Source organism: Helicobacter canis, from assembly GCF_900451095.1.
GTDB classification, from domain to species: domain Bacteria; phylum Campylobacterota; class Campylobacteria; order Campylobacterales; family Helicobacteraceae; genus Helicobacter_B; species Helicobacter_B zhangjianzhongii.
Genome location: NZ_UGHV01000001.1, coordinates 1,879,360 through 1,898,076 on the forward strand (window position 1 = coordinate 1,879,360; position 18,717 = coordinate 1,898,076).

Consider the following 18,717-nt stretch of genomic DNA (forward strand, 5'->3'; position numbering starts at 1 on the left):
TTAGCTCTTTGGGTTAGATTTGGATTCTAGTGCCTTTTTCACAAAGGCTAAGATGATGGGATTTGGGGCTTGCAAGCGCGAGGTAAATTCTGGGTGGAACTGCACGCCGATGAAAAAGGGGTGCTTCTCTAGCTCGATAGCTTCAATAAGCCCGCTCTTTGACTCACCGCTGATAGTCATACCATTTTTTTCTAGCAAGGCTCGGTAGGCGGGGTTTGCTTCATAGCGGTGGCGGTGGCGTTCTTTGATGATTTTGGCGTGATTGTAAGCAGTGGCGATATGGCTTTTAGGGCGTAGCACGCACTCATACTCACCAAGCCGCATAGTCCCGCCCATAGGGGACTTGATCGTGCGGATCTGGGAGTTGCCGCATTGATCGATGAAGTCTTCTATCAAGTAAATAAATGGGTAGGAAGTATCAGGGGCAAACTCACTAGAATCCGCTTTTTCTATGCCTAGCACATTACGGGCAAACTCTATAATACTTAGCTGCATTCCCAAGCATATCCCTAAAAATGGCACTTTATGCTCCCTAGCATAGCGGATCGCTAAAATCTTGCCCTCTATGCCACGGCTGCCAAAGCCCCCGGGGATCAAAATCCCATCAACATCACTTAGCTCCTCGCCTTGTGTATGCTCTAGGGCTTGGCTATCAATCCACTTAATATGCACGCGTGTGTCGATGTTTGCCCCTGCGTGGATTAGGGCTTCGGTTAGAGATTTGTAGGATTCTTTTAGGTGGAGATATTTCCCTACAAAGGCGATTGTAACCTCATCTTTTGGCGAGATGATCTTTTTTACCAACATATCCCATTCATTCATATCTGGCGCGATAGGCTCAAGCGCGAAATGCCTAGATACAGGGGTTAAAATCCCCTCTTTTAAGAAATTAAGCGGGCATTGATAGATACTTTTAGCATCAAGGGCTTCAATCACGCTATCATCAGCCACATCGCAGCTCATCGCAAGCTTTTTCTTAAGCTCTTTGCTTAGAGGCTTTTCAGCCCTAGCGATGATGATTTGCGGTGTGATCCCTATGCGGCGTAGCTCTTGCACAGAGTGCTGGGTGGGCTTTGTCTTTAGCTCACCTGCTGCTCTAATGAGCGGGATAAGTGTTACATGGATACTTAAGACTTGCGTATTGGGTAGCTCGTGTTTGAGCTGGCGCATAGCCTCCAAAAATGGCAGCCCCTCAATATCCCCTACCGTGCCTCCTAGCTCGATGACTAAGAAGTCATAGCCCTTGCCCACAGCCTTTATGCGGCTTTTTATCTCATCGACAATATGCGGGACTACTTGGATCGTTTTTCCTAGATAATTGCCCTTGCGCTCATTCTCTATGACAGAGAGATAGACCTGCCCTGTGGTGAAATTATTGCCTTTGCTAAGGCTTGTGTTTAAAAATCGCTCATAATGCCCTATGTCTAAATCCGTCTCTGCGCCATCGGCTGTTACAAACACTTCTCCGTGCTCTAGCGGACTCATCGTGCCCGGATCGATATTGATATATGGATCGATTTTTAGGATATTGACCTTATAGCCACTTTGCTTTAGCAAGGTCGCTAGCGATGATGATGAAATCCCTTTCCCCAGTGAGCTTAACACCCCTCCTGTAACAAATATGTATTTTGTATGTGCCATTATTGAATCCTTACAATTTAATCCTTACATTACATTGCGCAACATTACACAATATTACACAACATTGCGCATCTGCGCTTGTATCACCTATGATTATGCTTACAATCCTATACAAAAACCCCTTACAAAGTTATTATTTTTAGATTTATATTTTTGTTTTACAATATTTAGCATATCAAGGCTACTAAATGCGTAGCCTATATGTTTGTAAGGATATGAAGTATGATGATGTTTTGCCTTTGTTATGTGCTTTTTTTGACCATTCCTAGCATTGTGATTGATATACTACAAATCTACCATATCAAAGCCTTTGCCAAGCGACAAGCCGTAATACTCCAGCCCAAAGACTATGCAATCTCTGCTAACTACTCTTTGGCAAACTTGCGCTTATCCATAATTAGCCATATTTTTGAAGCACTGATTTTTATCGCGTGGGTGAGCTTTGGACTTGCGGCGTGGCAAGACTTTTTGGCAGAAGAAGCAGCCTTTGGCTTCATCATCTTTGTGCTAGGATTTGTGCTGATTAACGCTCTCTTGCAACTTCCTCTTAGCGCGTATAAGCAGCTGCGACTAGATAAACTCTATGGATTCTCGAATGTAACTTGGCAGATCTTTTTCATCGATACACTAAAGAGCTTCGCGCTTATAGCAGTGTTTGGATTCTTGGTGCTATGGCTTTTGCTTATTGTGATGGATTATGCGTATTGGTGGCTAGCGGGATTTGGCGTGGTATTTTTGCTTATGGTAGTGATCAATGCCCTATATCCCACGCTTATTGCACCTATTTTTAATACCTTCACACCGCTTAATAACCAAAACCTCCAAGACAAAATCCAAGAGCTTATGAGTAAAGCTGGCTTTAAGGCAAATGGGATTTTTGTGATGGATGCAAGCAGGCGAGATGGCAGGCTTAATGCGTATTTTGGTGGATTGGGGAGTGCGAAAAGAGTCGTGCTATTTGACACACTATTAGAAAAGGTAAGCTCTGAGGGCTTGCTTGCGATCTTAGCCCACGAGCTTGGGCATTTTAAGCACAAAGACATAATAGTCAATTTGCTGCTCTCTGGCGTGTTGCTCTTTGGGCTGTTTTTTGTCGCTGGGCATTTGCCTGCGGGGCTGTTTGATACATTGAGACTGCAAAACAACCACGCCACTTCACTGACGATTTTACTGCTGATCGCGCCTATTGTGTCCTTTTGGCTAATGCCGCTTATCGGCTATTTTAGCCGCAAGGCAGAATACCGCGCAGATGCTTATAGTGTCTCACTCACTAGCGCACACTGCCTAAAAGAAGCCCTAATCCGCCTTGTCAATGAGAACAAAACTTTCCCCCACTCCCACCCTGCTTATGTGTTTTTCCACTATACACATCCGCCGCTTTTAGATCGGCTAAAAGCCCTTGATATACCGCAAGCACATTGACCTAGCGCGATGGACATAAACACAGCCCTACAACACGCGCTTGCTTGCTTGCGCCAAGCCCATCTAGCCACTTCTCAAGAAGCCCCACCACCAAGAAAAAACCACCAAGAAATCTGCCAAGCCCCCGCACCACGAGCAAGGCTAGAAGCTGAAATCTTGCTAGGCTTTGTGCTAGGCAAAGAGCGCGTATGGCTACACACACACGATAGGCAAAAGCTAGATTCTAGGGAGCAAGAGCGGTTTTTCTCTCTCATTGATCAAAGAGCCAAAGGCTGCCCGATAGAGTATTTGACACATAGGGTAAGCTTTTTAGACTTTGAGTTATTTGTGGATCCTAGTGTGCTAATCCCTCGCCCAGAAAGTGAGATTTTGGTGCAAAAAGTATGCGAGACTCTAAGCCACGATCAAAGCCCACATTTAACGCTTATCGAAGTGGGCATAGGCTCTGGGGCACTTAGCATAGCCATAGCCCGTGCATTCCCAAAACTCTCTATCATCGCCACAGATATTAGCCAAGCAGCCTTGCACACCGCTGCGCGCAATATCGCGCATTTTGACTTACAAGAGCGCATTATGCTTAGGCATACTTCCTTGCTTGATGGCATAGATACTAGCTCCATCTCGCTAGTATTCTCAAACCCTCCCTATATCGCCACATCTTACCCCATAGCAAAATCTCTTAGCTATGAGCCTAGTAGCGCGCTCTTTGGCGGCGAAAAAGGCAGTGAAATACTTGAGAGTCTAATCGCCAAGTGCAGCACACACAAAATCCCCTATCTTGTGTGCGAAATGGGCTATGATCAAAAGCACCGCCTAGCACAAGTGCTAGAATCTAGCGGCTATGAAGCAGAGTTTTACACAGACTTAGCGGGGCTTGATCGTGGGTTTGTCGCTAGGCTTCAAAGCTAGCCCAAACACAAGAGATAAGCAAAGCCCTAAGGCTCAAGGCTTAGTGAAGGCACAAGTCGTATGCGGAATCCACTCTCCCCCACAAGCTCTATATACTCATCATTACCCTGCACGATAAATCGCCCATTAAAATTACGCGCAAAAATAGCTTCAAGATTGGATTCTAGGGCTTTAGCACACATCTTTTTACTCAAGCCCCCTGCCCCCACGACTAGCACCTTGCCTCCACCTTGCACTTGATATGGAGCAAAGAAGTTATTACACCCCACAATGCCACTTACCTGCGAGGAAGAAAAGAGCAAAAAGGCATTTTCTATCTCATAAGGCACAGCGATCTCATACTCGCCAAGCTGCATAAACTCCACTTCAAATCGCCCCACCTTGCCAAGTGTATAAGCACTCACACCAAGCAAGCTTTCACTAGCATTTAGCACGCTGCACATAAGCCCAAATAACAGCACCCAAAGCACTTTGCACACACGCATAATCTCTCCTTATCAATACAGCACCAAGCTCTTGCTATCATAGCTATAAATCCCAAATACCACGACATATAGCACAAATACAAAGCCTAGATTCTCCCACACCACACGCGGGATCTCCAAACGCTTGAAGTAATAAAACCCCCATTCAAACACCGCCAAAGCAAGAAATACCCACACGATTTTGCCCCCATACAGCGCAAAAAGCATCGCGTAATTTTCATTGCTAAGCAGAGCCAAAGCCTCTAGCACACTTGCGTGAAATCCGGGCACAAGATCGCTAGAAACTAAGCTAGGATAGGCACAAAGCAAATAGAGTAGCAATAGCAGCACATAATGCTGGAAAATCTTCAGCCTATCGCTAAGGATCAGCGCGAAAAATAGCACCAAAATCCCTATGAAATTCTCCGCATACAATGTAATAGCCCCAATAAAAGGCAAAAACACTAGATAAAAATACTGCAAAAAAGTGGATTCTAGCGCGGGGTCTAAAGTGGATTCTAGCGGAGAGCTAGCAGGCAAGGAGCGGGTATCAATCATCTCTAGCGCACTAGGTAGCAAGATAGCAAGCACAACAACATAGCCAAGAAACAGCATAAACATCTTGGCATTATAGCTACTAGAAAACGCGCTAGAGACAATCTGCTTGCAAAGCTTTATCATAGGTTTTGGCTATTTCAAGCTCTCATCAATGAGTGCGTAGAGGCGTTGGCTAAAGTCTTTGGCACTATCAAGACTGCCAGATTCTAGGAGCCTAGCACTATCATAGAGCAAATGCGCGACTTCTTGCGCCTTGCTAGAATCCACTTTTATAAGCTTGCTAAAAATGCTGTGATTGACATTGATTTGCACACTTTTTTTGCCCTTTGGCAGCTCCTGCCCCATTTGACGCATAAGATTTACCATCATCGCATTTTGCTCCTCGCCCAAAAGCGCGATAGGCGAGCTTAGGCTAGCACTTAGCTCCACGCTAGCGATCTCTTCGCCCAGCGCATCTTTGAAAGCCTGCACGATAGGCGCAAATTTCTTGTTGGTCTCTTCATCGATTTTTTCTTCTCCAAGCTCTTGCAAAGCCTCTTTGCTTGTGGCGTCTTTTAGCGGGGTTTTGTCGTATTCTCCCACGCTTGGCATTACAAAGCCATCGACCTCATCGCTTAAAAGCAGCACATCAAAGCCAAGCTTTGCATATTTCTCTAATAATGGCGAAGCTTTCAGCAGATCTTTATTCTCACCGATGATATAGTAGATACTTTTTTGCTCCTTTGGCATTGCTTGCTTATAGTCCTTTAGGCTAAGGTTTTCCGCCTTACTGCTATCAAATCGCAAAAGCTCTAAAATCTTTTCTTTGTTTTCATAATCACTATATAGCCCCTCTTTTAGCACCCTGCCAAACTGCTCATAAAAGCCCTTGTATTTCTTGCTATCTTTGGAGAGCTTTTCTATCTCGCTTAAGATTTTCTTGGTGCTAGCGGATTTAATATTAGCTAGAATCTTATTTTGCTGCAAAATCTCGCGGCTCACATTAAGCGGGAGATCTTCACTATCAATCACCCCACGCACGAAGCGCAAATACTGGGGCAAAAGCTCCTTGTCATCATCAGTGATAAACACGCGCTTGACATAGAGCTTCACCCCAGAGCGATAATCCACGCGGTAGAGATCAAAGGGCGCGACAGAGGGGATAAAAAAGAGCGTGGTGTATTCTAAATTGCCCTCCACTTTTGTATGCACATAGCTTAGTGGCTCGCTATTATCGTGGGCAAAGCCTTTGTAAAACTCTTTATAATCTTGCTCTTTTAGCTCATTTTTGGGGATTTTCCACAGGGCTTTGGCAGTGTTTAGCTGCTCGCATTTTTGTAGCACTTCATCATTTTTGCCCTCTTTTTTCTCCTCTTCTGTGGCGTATTTTGTCTCCTCATAGTGCAGAAAAATAGGGAAGCCAATGTGATCGGAGTATTTTTTGATGATAGATTCTATCTCCCAGCGACTTGCAAAATGCTTCTCATCATCTTTCAAATATAGCGCGATCTCTGTGCCGTGCGTGTCTTTCTTGCATTCAGTGATCTCATACTCTCCGCTGCCATCACTCACCCAGCTAAAGGCTTGCTCCTGCGCGGCTTTTTTGGTCGTTACCACTACCTTTTGTGCCACCATAAAGGCTGAGTAAAATCCCACGCCAAATTGCCCAATAAGTGCGGAGTCTTTTTTCTTATCGCCGCTTAGGGCGTTTAGGAAGCTTTTTGTGCCGGATTTTGCGATTGTGCCTAGATTGTCAATGAGCTCTTGCTCACTCATACCAATCCCAGAATCCACTATTTTTAGCACGCCCTTTTTCTCATCGAAGTGAATATCAATGCGCGGCTCAAAGGCGATATGCTTAAACCCATCATCGCTAATAGTGAGATAATTAAGCTTATCAAGCGCATCAGAAGCATTGCTTACAAGCTCGCGCAAGAAAATCTCTTTGTTTGAATAGAGTGAATGGATCATAAGATCTAGCAGCTGCTTAATTTCTGTTTGAAATGCCATTTTCTTTGCCATTGTGTATCCTTTGTAAAAATTTTGGCAATTATAGCAGGGAATTGATAAATATGCAAAAACTTTATATGATAACTATAAATCTTAGTGAGCCTATATCACATAGATTTTATGACACTTTACACTAAACTATCCTCGCACAACCCCTACAAAAAGTGGATTCTAGCGGTGCATTTGTGGGGTTGTGGGCGTGTGGGAACTTTGGGTAAAAGTGGATTCTAGTAGAGTGTGGGAGTGGGAGATATAGAGAGTGAGAAAAATAGAAAATAGATTGCCCTGCCGCCGTTGTCGGCTCACAATGACAGAAAAGGGCTTTCACACTAGAATCCACTTTCGCGGATTTATGGATCGCCACGCCTTGCTGGCACAAGGCTCGAGATGACAGAAAAGGCGTTTTCACAAAGCCTGTTTTACTTCAAAAAGCTTGGTTTGCTTACAAAGCCTGCTTTACTACCGCACGATTCTAAGAGTTGCGGTGGGGTCCTTGCGGGCTTTGGGGCAATTTGGGGTGGGAGTTACCTAAGCGGTAATGACTACCCCCAAATTGCCCCAATCGCGTCAAATTGCTCGCCCAAGGCTGAATCGCCAACCCCCTAGAATCCACTTTTAAAGGATGGGCAGAGATCGGCTATTTGCCTAGATAAACTTGCCTTGGGCGAGTGATCCTAGCGCGAGTGTTTTTAGAATGCTCGATAAGCTGCGCACACCAGCCCGGCATCCTCCCTAGCACAAAAATCGGCGTGAAGAGCTGTGTAGGGATCTTTAGCGCAGTTAGGATAATACCGCTGTAAAAATCCACATTAGGATAGAGATTGCGCGCTTGGAAGTAGTCATCTTGCAGGGCGACTTCTTCAAGCTTTTCGGCAATATCGCTTAGGCGGTGGTCCATTTTTATACCCTTTTTATCAAGCTCATTTTTAAGAGCCTTAATCGCCTTGGCGCGTGGGTCGTAGCTTTTATACACCCTATGCCCAAAGCCCATAAGTCTAAATGGATCATTCTTGTCTTTTGCCTTCTCAACAAAGCGTGCGACATTTTTCACATCGCCGATCTCATTAAGCTGGCACAGCACCGCTTCATTTGCCCCGCCGTGTGCTGGACCCCATAGGGCGTTGATCCCAGAAGCAAGAGCAGCATAAGGATGCACGCCTGTGGAAGCGACATTGCGCACGGTTGTAGTGGAGGCATTTTGCCCGTGATCGGCGTGGAGACTTAGGATTTTATCCAATGCTTCTACCTCAAGGGGCGTGATTTCTTGCTCGCCTTTTAGCGTGTGCTTAAGCCTGCCGTGCGGATAAGCGCGAAGCATATATAAGAAGTTTTCTACATAGCTTTTACTAATATCTGGCTCGATAAATGGCGCACCCACAGAGTTGCGATAGCAAAAGGCTATCATTGTGGGGATTTTGGCGATGATCCTTCGTGCCATTGTTTGATAGTCATCTTCATCGTCCATTTCTTTGTGATCATAATAGAGTGTGGCTAGCACAGAAACAAGCGCAGAGAGCGTTGCCATAGGGTGCGCAGAATCTGGGAAAATACTAAAAATCCCCTTCAATCGCTCGTGCAAAAAGCTTCTATGGCGCAGCTCTAAGTCAAAATCTAGCGATTCTTGCGCATTTTTGGGTAGCTCATCGCTAATGAGTAGCTTACAAATATCGGTAAATTTGTATTTATCAACAAGCTCTTGGATCGGGATCCCCTTATAGAGTAGCTCGCCATCTTTGCCATTGACATAGCTAATTGTGGATTCACAGCCTGCTGTGCTGCCATAGCCCGGATCATAGGCAAAAATCCCTGTCGTCTCAAAAAGCTTAGAAAAATTCACCGCCTTTGGACCTCTGGTGCATTCGATGAGATCAAAATCCCAGCTTTGATTGGTTTCATTGTTGGTAAGAGTGATTGTCCCCATTGCGTGTCCTTTCAAATGTGATGTATAAATATTCTACACTATTTTTTGTATTAGGTAAATGTTTTTTTTACTTATTTGGGCTTGGTGGGGGCGTGCGATGTGGTGTGTAGTAATTGGGCTAGATGTCGCAAGGCTTGCGGCAGGGCAGATCCTAGTCTAAGCCCTGCTAGCGCGGTTTTTAGCTCTTGCAATCGCTTAGAATCCACTTTTGCGCTAGAGCAGATACTTAGAGAATCTACGCCAAACTCCTTAGCTAGCTGATATAGCGCATCTCTAGGACTTAGGGCTTTTATAATCGCCCCCTTATCTGCAAAGTGCGCGATCTGGGCGCGTTGATTGGAGGCGGATTCTAGGATAATGCTAGGGATTTGCAGGGTAAGCAGCTCTAGCATACTTCCACCCCCTGCGCTAATGGCACATTCACACGCTTGTGCTAGAGAGAGAAACGCATCTGGGCTAAGGTCGCGATAGATAGTGATAGCTTCACTAAGCTCTGCTACAAGCGATGGGCAAAGTGTATGTGCATAGCCCCCACCTAGCACGATATGAAAATGCACAGAGCCTACTCTAGCCCCCAAGCAATCACGCAAGCCCTGCAAAAATGCCTGTGTCAAATCCCCAGAATCCACCCCGCCAAAATTCACAAAAATATGCTTTGTTAATGGGATTGAAGCGTGCGGTGTTTGAGGCTTAATTTGCGCGTATTGCGGCACGATAGCAAACTCCTCCCCACACCAAAGATGATAAGGCTTAGGCGCAAAATGTGTGCTAGCCTCTAGCGTGGGGTTTAGGATATAGCTTTGTGGTGGATACACATCGCGCAGTGTGTCATCTAGGCAGATAAGCGCGCTTGCTTGTCGCTTGATATGCGCATATACCTCCCTAGTAGCCATATAGCTATCGACTATGGCAAGCACGCTTTCTTTAGGCTTTTTTTCTCTAAGCACGCTTGATAGGGTATCTTCACAAAACCACTCGTGTGTAAAAAAGTGGATTCTAGCACCAAGATCGCTAGGCACAATCTTGCCAAACTCTGGGGTAAAATCACCGCGATTATGGAGTGCTATGTGAGCGACTTCTGGGATTTGCGCCAAGATCCTAGCAAGCTTTATGCAGCGATACAAATGCCCTAAGCCTATCTCCTGCCCACTCTCGCACAATATCTCAACGCTAATGCCACGCGTTTGTGCTATCTCCTTGCTTGCTCTGCTACCACTCGCCCCCTTGCTTTCACTTATCATCATAGAATCTAGCCTTAGAAGTTTAGCCGTAGCCCAGAGCCTGCACGCGTTAGAGAGTAGTTAAACTCATACAAGCTATCCCCAAAGCCGTGTATCACTTGAAAATATATGCCCACGCGCTTGCTTAAGCGATAAGTATAGCCAAGCTCAAGCCGCCCCTTCCAGTCCCAATACTCCTTGCTAAAGTAGTTATTAAAAATATTATTCACATAGAGTTCAAAAAGATGTCTTTTATACTCATACGACAATGCCATATCCCCAAAGCCGATATAAGAGGTGAGATTGTCATTATCCCCCATATCGCTGATCAAATGCTTGCCCACAGGCACCCACGCTCGAAGCGATAGCCCAAATCGCCCCCTTTGCCAATCAATCTGGGCGATAAAGCGATCAATAGACTTAGACCGCCGAAGCCAGCCCGGATCATCTTTGCTTAAGCCATCATTGCGAATATCTGCTTCTCCTACGACAAGATTATCCTTGCGCTCGCCATTGCTTAGGTGGATATAGCCTAGGCGCATTGTCGTGATATAGCCTCCTAAAAATGCTAGCTGCTTGGTGTAGTTAAACATAAAACTTGGGCTAAAGTTTATATCGCGCATAGGCTTAGAATCTTTGGCATTATAGATTTGAAACCAATGTGTCTGTGTATAAGCAAAGTCAAAATTACAATATTTGCACACAAGCTGCTCCAAAAACACCACGCGAAAGCTCACTTGAAACTTCATCTCCACGGGAATGTCATTCCTAGAATATGGCGGGCTAAAGCTGTAATATGCTGGCAAAATATAAATAGGGAGATTGTTTGCTAGCTGGATATATTTGGTCTTTGGATTTATGGGGGCGTTTTGCTCTGCTGGGGTTTGAAGCAAGAGATTGTTCTGCAAGGATTCTGGCAGGTCTTGATACAGCTGGCTTGATGGTATAGCGGTGGTCGTGCGATCTTTTGTCGTGTGATCTTGAGTAGAGCTAGAGTCTGCTTGCATAAGCAGCACACACACTTGCAGCACCCACACAACCACCAGCACCCTACGCACTTTTGCCCTTTAGCTTAAATCTAACAAAGCCTTGATTATAGTGTATTTTTACGCGCATTAGGCTAGAATCCGCCAAATCAAAGATTCAAATCAAAGCTTCAAATAGAGGTGCTATGAGTGCTGCTAATGTATTTATGCAAGGTATGCTACTTGGCATTAGTCTTATCGTAGTCATAGGTCCGCAAAATGCCTTTGTGATACGGCAAGGGCTTGCTCGTAGCCATATCCTTAGCGTGATTTGCGTGTGCTTGGCGTGCGATATTGTAGTAATGGGGCTTAGTGTCTTTGGCATAGGCAGGGCAGTCAATCAAGGCAGCGTGTGGTTTTTTGTGCTTGGGGGGTGTGGGATAGGGTTTTTGCTCTTTTATGCCTTTGGCTCCTTTAGGGGTGCATATAGACTTCTTACAAGCAAAAACTTGCAGCAATCCCTAGAATCCAGCCACGCAGCCACCACGCAAAAACGCGCCATAGCAAGCACCCTAGCCCTAACACTCCTTAACCCAAACTTCTACATCGATACTTTTGTCATTATCGGCGGCGTGAGTGCCACGCTTACAGATCCTAGCGCGAAGGGGGTGTTTTTCCTAGGGCTTATTGGGGTGTCATTTGTGTGGTATTTTGGCGTGGGGTATGGGGTCCGGGTGTTTTCTAGCTTTTTTCAAAGCCCTAGGGCGTGGGCAGCTCTAGAGTGCTTCACAGGCTGCATAATGTGCGCTTTATGCTATGGGCTAGGCGCAGTGCTATATACAGAATACAAGGGGCTATATGCCTAGATATACTAAGGCATTGCTGCAAGATCTGCTAGATCACGCCTACTATGCGCATAATCGCGCAGGAGCAATTAGCGAGCAAAATCTAGACCCCTTGCTTGTCGTCTATGAAAACTCTCATCGCGCCAATCTCCCCGCTATCGCGCTTGTATGCGCGCTTTTTGCGTATGGGAGCGTGGGGGCTATCGTGGGGTTTTTGCGGAGGCTAGATTTTGGGCTGCTTGGTGGGGATTCGGTCTTGGGTAGGCAATGCGGCAGTGTTGCACTTTGTGGCAAAGGCACGACCACCAAGGTCGCTAACCTTCCCCCATTTTTGCAAAGCTACACGGTCCCCACCACAACCCCTAGAATCCTAGAAGAAGAAAATCAAGCCGAGTGTGAAAACGCTATCTCACTAGAATCCACTTTTGAAAAAAGCTACGATTGTGGGGCAAACGCCCTATCTCTGTCATTGCGAGCTTTGGCGCAAGACAAAGCGCGACAATCCACAAGCACAAAAAACACAAAGCGAAGCTTCTTTAGAAAAGTGGATTCTAGTAATGATTATTCTGCTAGCACAAAAGCTATGGATTGCCACGCCACTGCTGGTGCAGTGTCTCGCAATGACGATAAAAAAGTGGATTCTAGCGCAAGCCACAACGATTCTAGCACCGCGACAATTTTAAACGACTCTGCACAGGATTCTAGGATTTTTGAGAACAAAGCCCAAAGTATAACCGCGCCACAGGCAAAAGTGGATTCTAGTTTTGAAACTATGGATTGCCACGCCTTGCCTAGCGACAAGGCTCGCAATGACGATAAAAAAGTGGATTCTAGGAATTTCACCCAGAATGCTGAAAATGTGTTTTGTAGCCAAGCAGCTAGGCGGCAGGATTTTGAGGCTAGAATCGTGGCTTTGCAAGGTGAGTCAAGGGCGCATACTTTGGCGTATGTAACCGCCGACTCGCCGCAGCAATCCGCGATTCTAGCCCAAAAGCCAACGCCCAAACCAAGCAAAGCCGAATCCTCTAGACTAGAAAATATTTTGCACACCACCTTCCCCTACTACCGCTTCCAAACAAGCGACGATGTCAAGCTCCTCTTTGCAAGCCTAGCGTGCATTATCGACCAAGGCGGACTAGAATCCACTTTTGCCCACAAAGCCACGCCGCTAGCTATCATTAACGCCTTGCACCAAGCCATCTATCTCCACGCAAGCAGGATTCTAGCTAGCCCACTTTATGCGCCCTTTTTCACTCAAGATTACCGCGCGAGATTCTTAGCTAGCAAGACATTTTCCCAAGGCTTTAGCTTTCTTGTAGGCGTATCGCCTAGCTCGCCGCTGAAGCGGTGGCTTATGTTTCTACGCTGGCTAGTGCGCAAAGACCATATCGATCTAGGGCTATGGCAAGATCTTGTATCCCCTAGTGATTTGCTCCTCCCGCTTGATACCCACACCTTGCGTGTAAGTCGCGCTCTCTCACTGCTAAAGCGCAAAAGCTATGATAGAAAAGCCGTGCTAGAAGTAAGCATAGCCCTTAGGCGATTTTGCCCGCACGATCCTATCCGCTATGACTTTGCCCTCTATCGCTTAGGGCAGAGTGGAGAGCTAGCCACGATGATAGCTAGGCTTAAGTAGCAAATTATGCCGCGCAGGTTTATAAACATTGTATAATGCCACCCTATGCGTAAAGCCCCAAAATAAGTGTGTATAGTAAGGAGTGTGAAATGGTGGATTATGGGATCAAATATTGGTCAAATGATGATTTTATCATCGAAGATGGGCTTGTGAAAGTCAATTACCAAAACAAGCCTGCCTTGCTTGAGATCGTGCAAGAAATCCGCGAGAAAGGCTACAAAGGTCCCTTGCTTGTGCGCTTTCCTCATCTAATCCACAAGCAAATAAGCCAGCTGTTTAATGCCTTTAAAACTGCCATTGATGAATACCACTATAAAGGCTCTTTCAAAGCCGTTTTCCCGCTCAAAGTCAATCAAATGCCAAACTTTGTGCTGCCGCTTATGGACTGCGTGCAAGGGCTATCCTATGGGCTAGAGGCAGGCAGCAAGTCTGAGCTTATTGTCGCTATGGCTTATACCAATGCCAATGCCCCCATAACAGTCAATGGCTTTAAGGATAAAGAGATGATCTCCCTAGGCTTTATCGCTGCCAAAATGGGGCATCACATCACCCTAACCATTGAAGGGCTAAATGAGCTAGAATCCATTATCCAAGTGGCGAAAGAGCTTGGCGCACCCTACCCTAATATCGGCTTGCGTATTAGGCTACACAGCACAGGCACAGGCGTATGGGGCAAGTCTGGCGGGATCAATGCCAAATTTGGGCTAACTTCTACCGAGCTTTTAGAAGCGATACGGCGGCTTGAAGACTCCAAGCTCCTAGCGCAATTTACAATGATCCACTTCCACATAGGCAGCCAGATCAGCGATATTTCTCCGCTTAAAAAGGCGATCCGTGAAGTGGGCAATATCTACACAGAGCTGCGCAAAATGGGGGCAAAAAACCTAACTTGTGTCAATATCGGTGGCGGACTAGCCGTAGAATACACCCAGCACGAGGGCGAAAATAATCGCAACTACACACTAAGCGAGTTTAGCGGCGATGTGGTCTTCTCGCTTAAAGAAATCGTGCGCAACAAGCAAGAAAAAGAGCCGGATATTTTCATAGAATCCGGTCGCTTTGTCTCGGCAAACCACGCCGTTTTAGTCGCCCCTGTGCTAGAGCTTTTTAGCCAAGAGTATGATGAAAAAGCCCTGCGCTTGAAAGAAAACAACCCCCCGCTAATCGCCGAAATGCTCGATCTCTACCAAAGTGTGAGTGAGAAAAACGCCATTGAGTATTTGCACGATAGTCTTGATCATATGGAGTCGCTTTTGACACTCTTTGATCTAGGCTATATCGATCTAACTGATCGCTCCAACACCGAAATCCTCGTGCATTTAATCATCAAAAAAGTCATAAAACTCCTAAAGCACAAAAATCACAACGACATTATTAGAATCCAAGAGCAAGTCCAAGAGCGATATTTGCTTAATTGCAGCTTTTTCCAGAGCTTGCCGGATTATTGGGGGCTTGGGCAGAGCTTCCCTGTGATGCCACTAGATAGGCTCAATCGCCGCCCCACTAGAAGTGCAAGCCTCTGGGATATTACTTGTGATAGCGATGGCGAGATCGCCTTTGATGCCAAAAAGCCCTTATACTTGCACGATGTTGATGTGATGAAAGAAGAGTATTTCCTAGGATTTTTCCTAGTGGGGGCGTATCAAGAGGTGCTAGGTATGCGGCATAATCTCTTCACCCACCCCACAGAATTTAGCGTGGTGTTTGATGATGATCTCAACAAGGGCTATGAGATAGAAAATCTGCTTGAGGCGCAAAATATCCTTGATGTGCTAGATGACTTAGACTATGACACCAAGGAGATCGAGCGGATTTTGAAGCAGCGCATTGATGATTCTGGCATTAGCGATGATGATAAAAAAGAAGTGCTAGGAATGCTCTATGTAATGCTTAGTGAAAATGGCTATTTACGCACCATCACCAAAGACCAGTAAGGATTAAGACACTATGCAAGCCCCTAGCCTTTTTACTCTCATCAAAGAAGACTTCTCCACCCCAGCGCGCAAAGACCCCGCGCTAAAATCTAAAATCGAGCTGTTTTTCAACTATCCGGGCGTGATCGCGCTTGTGCATTATCGACTCGCTCATAGTCTCTATGTGCGTGGCTTTAGGGTGCTAGCGCGTATGATTATGGGATTTGCGCAGTTTATGACAAATATCGACATTCACCCAGCGGCGCACATTGGGCGGCGTGTGTTTATCGACCACGGCATAGGCGTGGTGATCGGCGAGACGGCGATTATAGGCGATGATGTAACAATCTATCAAGGCGTGAGTTTGGGGGGCGTGAGCCTAGCACGAGAGAAACGCCACCCCACGCTAGAAAATGGTGTAGTTGTAGGGGCTGGGGCAAAGGTTTTGGGCGATATTACTATCGGTGCAAATGCCAAAATCGGCGCAAACTCTGTCGTGATCAAAGATGTGCCCCAAGGCTGCACCGCCGTAGGCATACCAGCACGCATTATCACGCCAAAGCCAGAATCCACTTTTGCAAGCAAACCAAGCAGTGAGCTATGCCTAGCCCAAAGCAGCGGGACAAATGCCCTGCTCCCTGATGTAAGCAAGCAGGCGTTTTTGTATCTGCTAGAACGCATAGAGATCTTAGAGAAGCAAGCCCACATAGCAGATATGGACTGCCACAAAGCCCAAGAATCTATGCAGGAGCTAAAAACACAGCTTGATAAACGATATAGAGAATATATCCAAGCCTTGCGAGACAAAGACTCTTGAATCCCACAATCCTAAACGCCCACACCACAAGGAATATCTTCTAGCAAGTTTATGTGCAGTCTTTCGCAAGATTCTAGCATTGTGTTGCGCGACTAAAGCCTTATAAAGCCGCAACTCACCTATCTCTCATAAAAAACTTAAGCCCTATCAACCCAAATGGCATAACTGCTTATGGGCAAAAGGGAATCACCAAAATTCTAGTAGATTCTAGTGTCTAGGCTTGTAAATAGTCTAGTTATTGATATTTTTACTGAATCCACTCTTTATCTACACTTGAATGTAATGTCTCCCCTACCAAAAATCGCATTGGGACTTTTTGAGGCTCCTTTATACCACTGCACTCAATGAGCATATACTCTCCAAGTGAAGAAATAACCTTTATCTTAGAAAGTATAAGCGTATTGTTTGCACCCTGTGTTGGCTGACATAAAGCAATAGATTCTATGGCTTCTTGTGTAAATACAAGCTTTTTTGCTGTGTAGTTGCCTATGTGGAATTTGCTTACAATAAGAGAACCTGAAAGGAAAAGCGTAACTACTAGGAACAAACCACCAGCCATAAATGAAAGTTTTATCACATTAAAACACTCAAATGCCAAAACCGCCATACAGGATATTAAGCAAACAATCAAACAAACAGAAAATAAGGCAAAATATCCAAAATCAACAAACTTAAACATTTGGATTATTATCAAGTAAAATGAGAGTAGCAAAAATGATGATAAGCAAAATAGTCCTATCTCTTTAAAACTAAAATGTAATGTAATTTTTAAGAATCCTATCGCCAAGCCAACACACATAACAAGTGTGATAATAAGCGCAGTGGTAAATTCCTTATCTATAAAATCACTTCCTAATTCTACCGCTGCAATAAGCACAAAAAGCCCAACAATGGGCGATACATAAATAGAAGCAAAAACTATGCTTAATGTATTTTTTGGTCTTGGCTTACCATAAAATATGCGATGAATAGCATAAATAGGGTAAAGAAAAAACATACTTAGCACGAAAGCAATAAAAATGCCCAAAACAGTCGTAGCAAAAGCATAATACAGCACACTATCCTTGCTAATAGTTGGCAAATATTGAGCATTAAAAGCAAAATAAACTATCAAAATCAATGCCCCAATGACAGCTGGAATCCAAATAAGCAGAGATAAATGCTTGCCTACATATTTTCCCACACCTTTAAGCGACTCGATAAATTCTTGCGTATCATAACGAATCTGCAATTCCCGCAAATATCTTATTGTCATCTCTAATGTATCTTTTTTTGTCTGCGATTCCTTTTTGATATTTTGCAATATCGCACACACAGCGTAATGTATTTGCCTATCAAGCTCATCAATTTTTTGCCTTTTATTATCTATGTCTTGAAAATCATCAAATACTTCACTTTTTTGCTCCATATACTTATTAAAACTCTCAACAGCAACGAGTTTTTCACTATTATCTTTATATAACTCACGCAAAGTTTGGATAGGTTTTTCCATATCTGCATATTGCGCAAGAAATAATTCCCTTTTAGCACAAAGATTTTGTAATGACACTTTCACTCCTTGTGTCTTTTGTTGGTGTTAGCTAGATTCTACAAGTTTATTCATAACAAATATTAGCATTTGAATCGCTATTATTTTTGCCACCACTCCGCTTATCTCAACGCGCTCTCTTGCTTCTTATCCCCTTTCACATTAGCATTTTGCACATAGCCTACAATGGCATTACCATTAGGATTTGTATCCTTTGAAAACTCCATTAACATAATCTTTGTAAAACCATTAAGAGATTTTGGTGCAAGTAGTATCGCCCCATAGTCCCTTCTTGCATTTTCCCCCTCACTATTTAGAATCTTTGTATAAAGCACAGGGGATTTTAGGCTTGGATTTTCATAGATTTTTACCGCACCTATCTGGCTTACTAGCTCTAGCGTTACTTGTTGTGATTTATCTATTGTTTCGTGCAATTCTTTTATGCGATGATTTATCGCTTGATACAAACAGGTTAAAAGCTCTCCGCCATCTTTTGCCTTAACACATTTCATATTACGCTCTTTTAGCCATTGTAGTTGCTCTTTTTTAAGCCTAGATTTTTGCTCATTGCTCCACGCAAAAGCAAGCGCATATTCAAACATCGCATTTAAGCTCACATCATCACGCAGAGTATAAAAGCTATTGCAAATGCCTTTTTCAACCTTACTCAAACCCTGCTTCTCACAATCAAAGCTCCCTCTAAATCGCGGATAGATTCCACTGAGAGTGCCTGCCCTACTCTCATCACTTGGCGTCTCACAAGTGCTAGAATCTAACCCCTTACTAGAGTGAAAATAAATCCCTTTAGAATCTATTTGTAGCCTTGCATTGTAGCTACATTGTATTGAGCCAACACCCACTCTAAACAATTATTTATTTAATGGTAAAA

The 18,717-nt window shown here is 44.7% G+C and carries 17 protein-coding genes; 7 read left to right on the forward strand and 10 right to left on the reverse strand.

Annotation, left to right across the window (positions count from 1 at the left end; translation table 11 throughout):
- A complete protein-coding gene (gene pyrG, locus DX060_RS08825; RefSeq protein WP_115012104.1) occupies window positions 1-1,641 on the reverse strand; it encodes a glutamine hydrolyzing CTP synthase in 1,641 nt (546 codons plus the stop codon).
- A gap of 222 nt (window positions 1,642-1,863) precedes the next feature.
- Between pyrG and DX060_RS08830 the strand changes: the two genes are divergently transcribed.
- Together DX060_RS08830 and prmC are read left to right on the forward strand one after the other, a co-directional pair.
- Window positions 1,864-3,063, forward strand: coding sequence for a M48 family metallopeptidase (locus tag DX060_RS08830; protein ID WP_258552269.1), 1,200 nt, complete (start codon window positions 1,864-1,866; stop codon window positions 3,061-3,063).
- A 9-nt stretch (window positions 3,064-3,072) separates the two neighbouring features.
- Window positions 3,073-3,972, forward strand: a complete 900-nt coding sequence (gene prmC, locus DX060_RS08835; protein WP_115012105.1) for a peptide chain release factor N(5)-glutamine methyltransferase — start codon at window positions 3,073-3,075, stop codon at window positions 3,970-3,972.
- A 26-nt stretch (window positions 3,973-3,998) separates the two neighbouring features.
- Here the strand turns inward: prmC and DX060_RS08840 are convergent, their stop codons facing one another.
- The 4 genes from DX060_RS08840 to DX060_RS10915 form a co-directional block, all read right to left on the reverse strand.
- Window positions 3,999-4,457 carry an META domain-containing protein gene (locus tag DX060_RS08840; RefSeq protein ID WP_115012106.1) on the reverse strand — a complete coding sequence of 153 codons (459 nt, stop codon included), beginning with the start codon at window positions 4,455-4,457 and terminating at the stop codon, window positions 3,999-4,001.
- Window positions 4,458-4,469: 12 nt separating this feature from the next.
- Window positions 4,470-5,117 carry a hypothetical protein gene (locus DX060_RS08845; RefSeq protein WP_115012107.1) on the reverse strand — a complete coding sequence of 216 codons (648 nt, stop codon included), beginning with the start codon at window positions 5,115-5,117 and terminating at the stop codon, window positions 4,470-4,472.
- Window positions 5,118-5,126: 9 nt separating this feature from the next.
- Window positions 5,127-6,995, reverse strand: coding sequence for a molecular chaperone HtpG (gene htpG / locus DX060_RS08850; protein WP_115012108.1), 1,869 nt, complete (start codon window positions 6,993-6,995; stop codon window positions 5,127-5,129).
- Window positions 6,996-7,116: 121 nt separating this feature from the next.
- On the reverse strand, window positions 7,117-7,392 hold the full coding sequence (locus DX060_RS10915) for a hypothetical protein (protein ID WP_147278824.1): 276 nt from the start codon (window positions 7,390-7,392) through the stop codon (window positions 7,117-7,119).
- Here DX060_RS10915 and DX060_RS08855 point away from each other — a divergent pair.
- A complete protein-coding gene (locus tag DX060_RS08855) occupies window positions 7,371-7,589 on the forward strand; it encodes a hypothetical protein (RefSeq protein WP_115012109.1) in 219 nt (72 codons plus the stop codon). The genes DX060_RS10915 and DX060_RS08855 overlap by 22 nt on opposite strands.
- Window positions 7,590-7,620: 31 nt before the next feature.
- On the opposite strand, the gene DX060_RS08860 is transcribed toward DX060_RS08855, so the two are convergent.
- The 3 genes from DX060_RS08860 to DX060_RS08870 form a co-directional block, all read right to left on the reverse strand.
- Window positions 7,621-8,904, reverse strand: coding sequence for a citrate synthase (locus DX060_RS08860; protein WP_115012110.1), 1,284 nt, complete (start codon window positions 8,902-8,904; stop codon window positions 7,621-7,623).
- A gap of 71 nt (window positions 8,905-8,975) precedes the next feature.
- Entirely contained in the window at window positions 8,976-10,148 is a 1,173-nt protein-coding gene (locus DX060_RS08865; protein WP_115012111.1) for a hypothetical protein, read from the reverse strand.
- 11 nt (window positions 10,149-10,159) lie between these two features.
- Window positions 10,160-11,182 carry a phospholipase A gene (locus tag DX060_RS08870; RefSeq protein WP_115012112.1) on the reverse strand — a complete coding sequence of 341 codons (1,023 nt, stop codon included), beginning with the start codon at window positions 11,180-11,182 and terminating at the stop codon, window positions 10,160-10,162.
- 113 nt (window positions 11,183-11,295) lie between these two features.
- Between DX060_RS08870 and DX060_RS08875 the strand changes: the two genes are divergently transcribed.
- From DX060_RS08875 to cysE, 4 genes are all read left to right on the forward strand, one after another.
- On the forward strand, window positions 11,296-11,955 hold the full coding sequence (locus DX060_RS08875) for a LysE/ArgO family amino acid transporter (RefSeq protein ID WP_115012113.1): 660 nt from the start codon (window positions 11,296-11,298) through the stop codon (window positions 11,953-11,955).
- Window positions 11,948-13,570 carry a TIGR02757 family protein gene (locus DX060_RS12160; RefSeq protein ID WP_258552270.1) on the forward strand — a complete coding sequence of 541 codons (1,623 nt, stop codon included), beginning with the start codon at window positions 11,948-11,950 and terminating at the stop codon, window positions 13,568-13,570. Before DX060_RS08875 ends, DX060_RS12160 begins: the two co-directional genes overlap by 8 nt.
- Before the next feature lie 89 nt (window positions 13,571-13,659).
- The gene (speA, locus tag DX060_RS08890) at window positions 13,660-15,504 is read left to right on the forward strand and encodes an arginine decarboxylase (RefSeq protein WP_115012114.1); all 1,845 of its coding nucleotides are present in this window, start codon (window positions 13,660-13,662) and stop codon (window positions 15,502-15,504) included.
- A gap of 13 nt (window positions 15,505-15,517) precedes the next feature.
- On the forward strand, window positions 15,518-16,300 hold the full coding sequence (gene cysE / locus DX060_RS08895) for a serine O-acetyltransferase (protein ID WP_115012115.1): 783 nt from the start codon (window positions 15,518-15,520) through the stop codon (window positions 16,298-16,300).
- A 247-nt stretch (window positions 16,301-16,547) separates the two neighbouring features.
- Here the strand turns inward: cysE and DX060_RS08900 are convergent, their stop codons facing one another.
- Both DX060_RS08900 and DX060_RS08910 read right to left on the reverse strand, forming a co-directional pair.
- A complete protein-coding gene (locus DX060_RS08900) occupies window positions 16,548-17,849 on the reverse strand; it encodes a basic helix-loop-helix domain-containing protein (RefSeq protein ID WP_258552271.1) in 1,302 nt (433 codons plus the stop codon).
- Between the two features lie 101 nt (window positions 17,850-17,950).
- Window positions 17,951-18,688, reverse strand: coding sequence for a lysozyme inhibitor LprI family protein (locus DX060_RS08910; RefSeq protein ID WP_258552328.1), 738 nt, complete (start codon window positions 18,686-18,688; stop codon window positions 17,951-17,953).
- Window positions 18,689-18,717: the final 29 nt, after the last annotated feature.

Bases quoted from the DNA above. Each gene is read 5' to 3' on its own strand.
- pyrG (WP_115012104.1), bottom strand. From the start codon at position 1,641: ATGGCACATACAAAATACATATTTGTTACAGGAGGGGTGTTAAGCTCA.
- DX060_RS08830 (WP_258552269.1), top strand. From the start codon at position 1,864: ATGATGATGTTTTGCCTTTGTTATGTGCTTTTTTTGACCATTCCTAGC.
- prmC (WP_115012105.1), top strand. From the start codon at position 3,073: ATGGACATAAACACAGCCCTACAACACGCGCTTGCTTGCTTGCGCCAA.
- DX060_RS08840 (WP_115012106.1), bottom strand. From the start codon at position 4,457: ATGCGTGTGTGCAAAGTGCTTTGGGTGCTGTTATTTGGGCTTATGTGC.
- DX060_RS08845 (WP_115012107.1), bottom strand. From the start codon at position 5,117: ATGATAAAGCTTTGCAAGCAGATTGTCTCTAGCGCGTTTTCTAGTAGC.
- htpG (WP_115012108.1), bottom strand. From the start codon at position 6,995: ATGGCAAAGAAAATGGCATTTCAAACAGAAATTAAGCAGCTGCTAGAT.
- DX060_RS08855 (WP_115012109.1), top strand. From the start codon at position 7,371: ATGACAGAAAAGGCGTTTTCACAAAGCCTGTTTTACTTCAAAAAGCTT.
- DX060_RS08860 (WP_115012110.1), bottom strand. From the start codon at position 8,904: ATGGGGACAATCACTCTTACCAACAATGAAACCAATCAAAGCTGGGAT.
- DX060_RS08865 (WP_115012111.1), bottom strand. From the start codon at position 10,148: ATGATGATAAGTGAAAGCAAGGGGGCGAGTGGTAGCAGAGCAAGCAAG.
- DX060_RS08875 (WP_115012113.1), top strand. From the start codon at position 11,296: ATGAGTGCTGCTAATGTATTTATGCAAGGTATGCTACTTGGCATTAGT.
- DX060_RS12160 (WP_258552270.1), top strand. From the start codon at position 11,948: ATGCCTAGATATACTAAGGCATTGCTGCAAGATCTGCTAGATCACGCC.
- speA (WP_115012114.1), top strand. From the start codon at position 13,660: ATGGTGGATTATGGGATCAAATATTGGTCAAATGATGATTTTATCATC.
- cysE (WP_115012115.1), top strand. From the start codon at position 15,518: ATGCAAGCCCCTAGCCTTTTTACTCTCATCAAAGAAGACTTCTCCACC.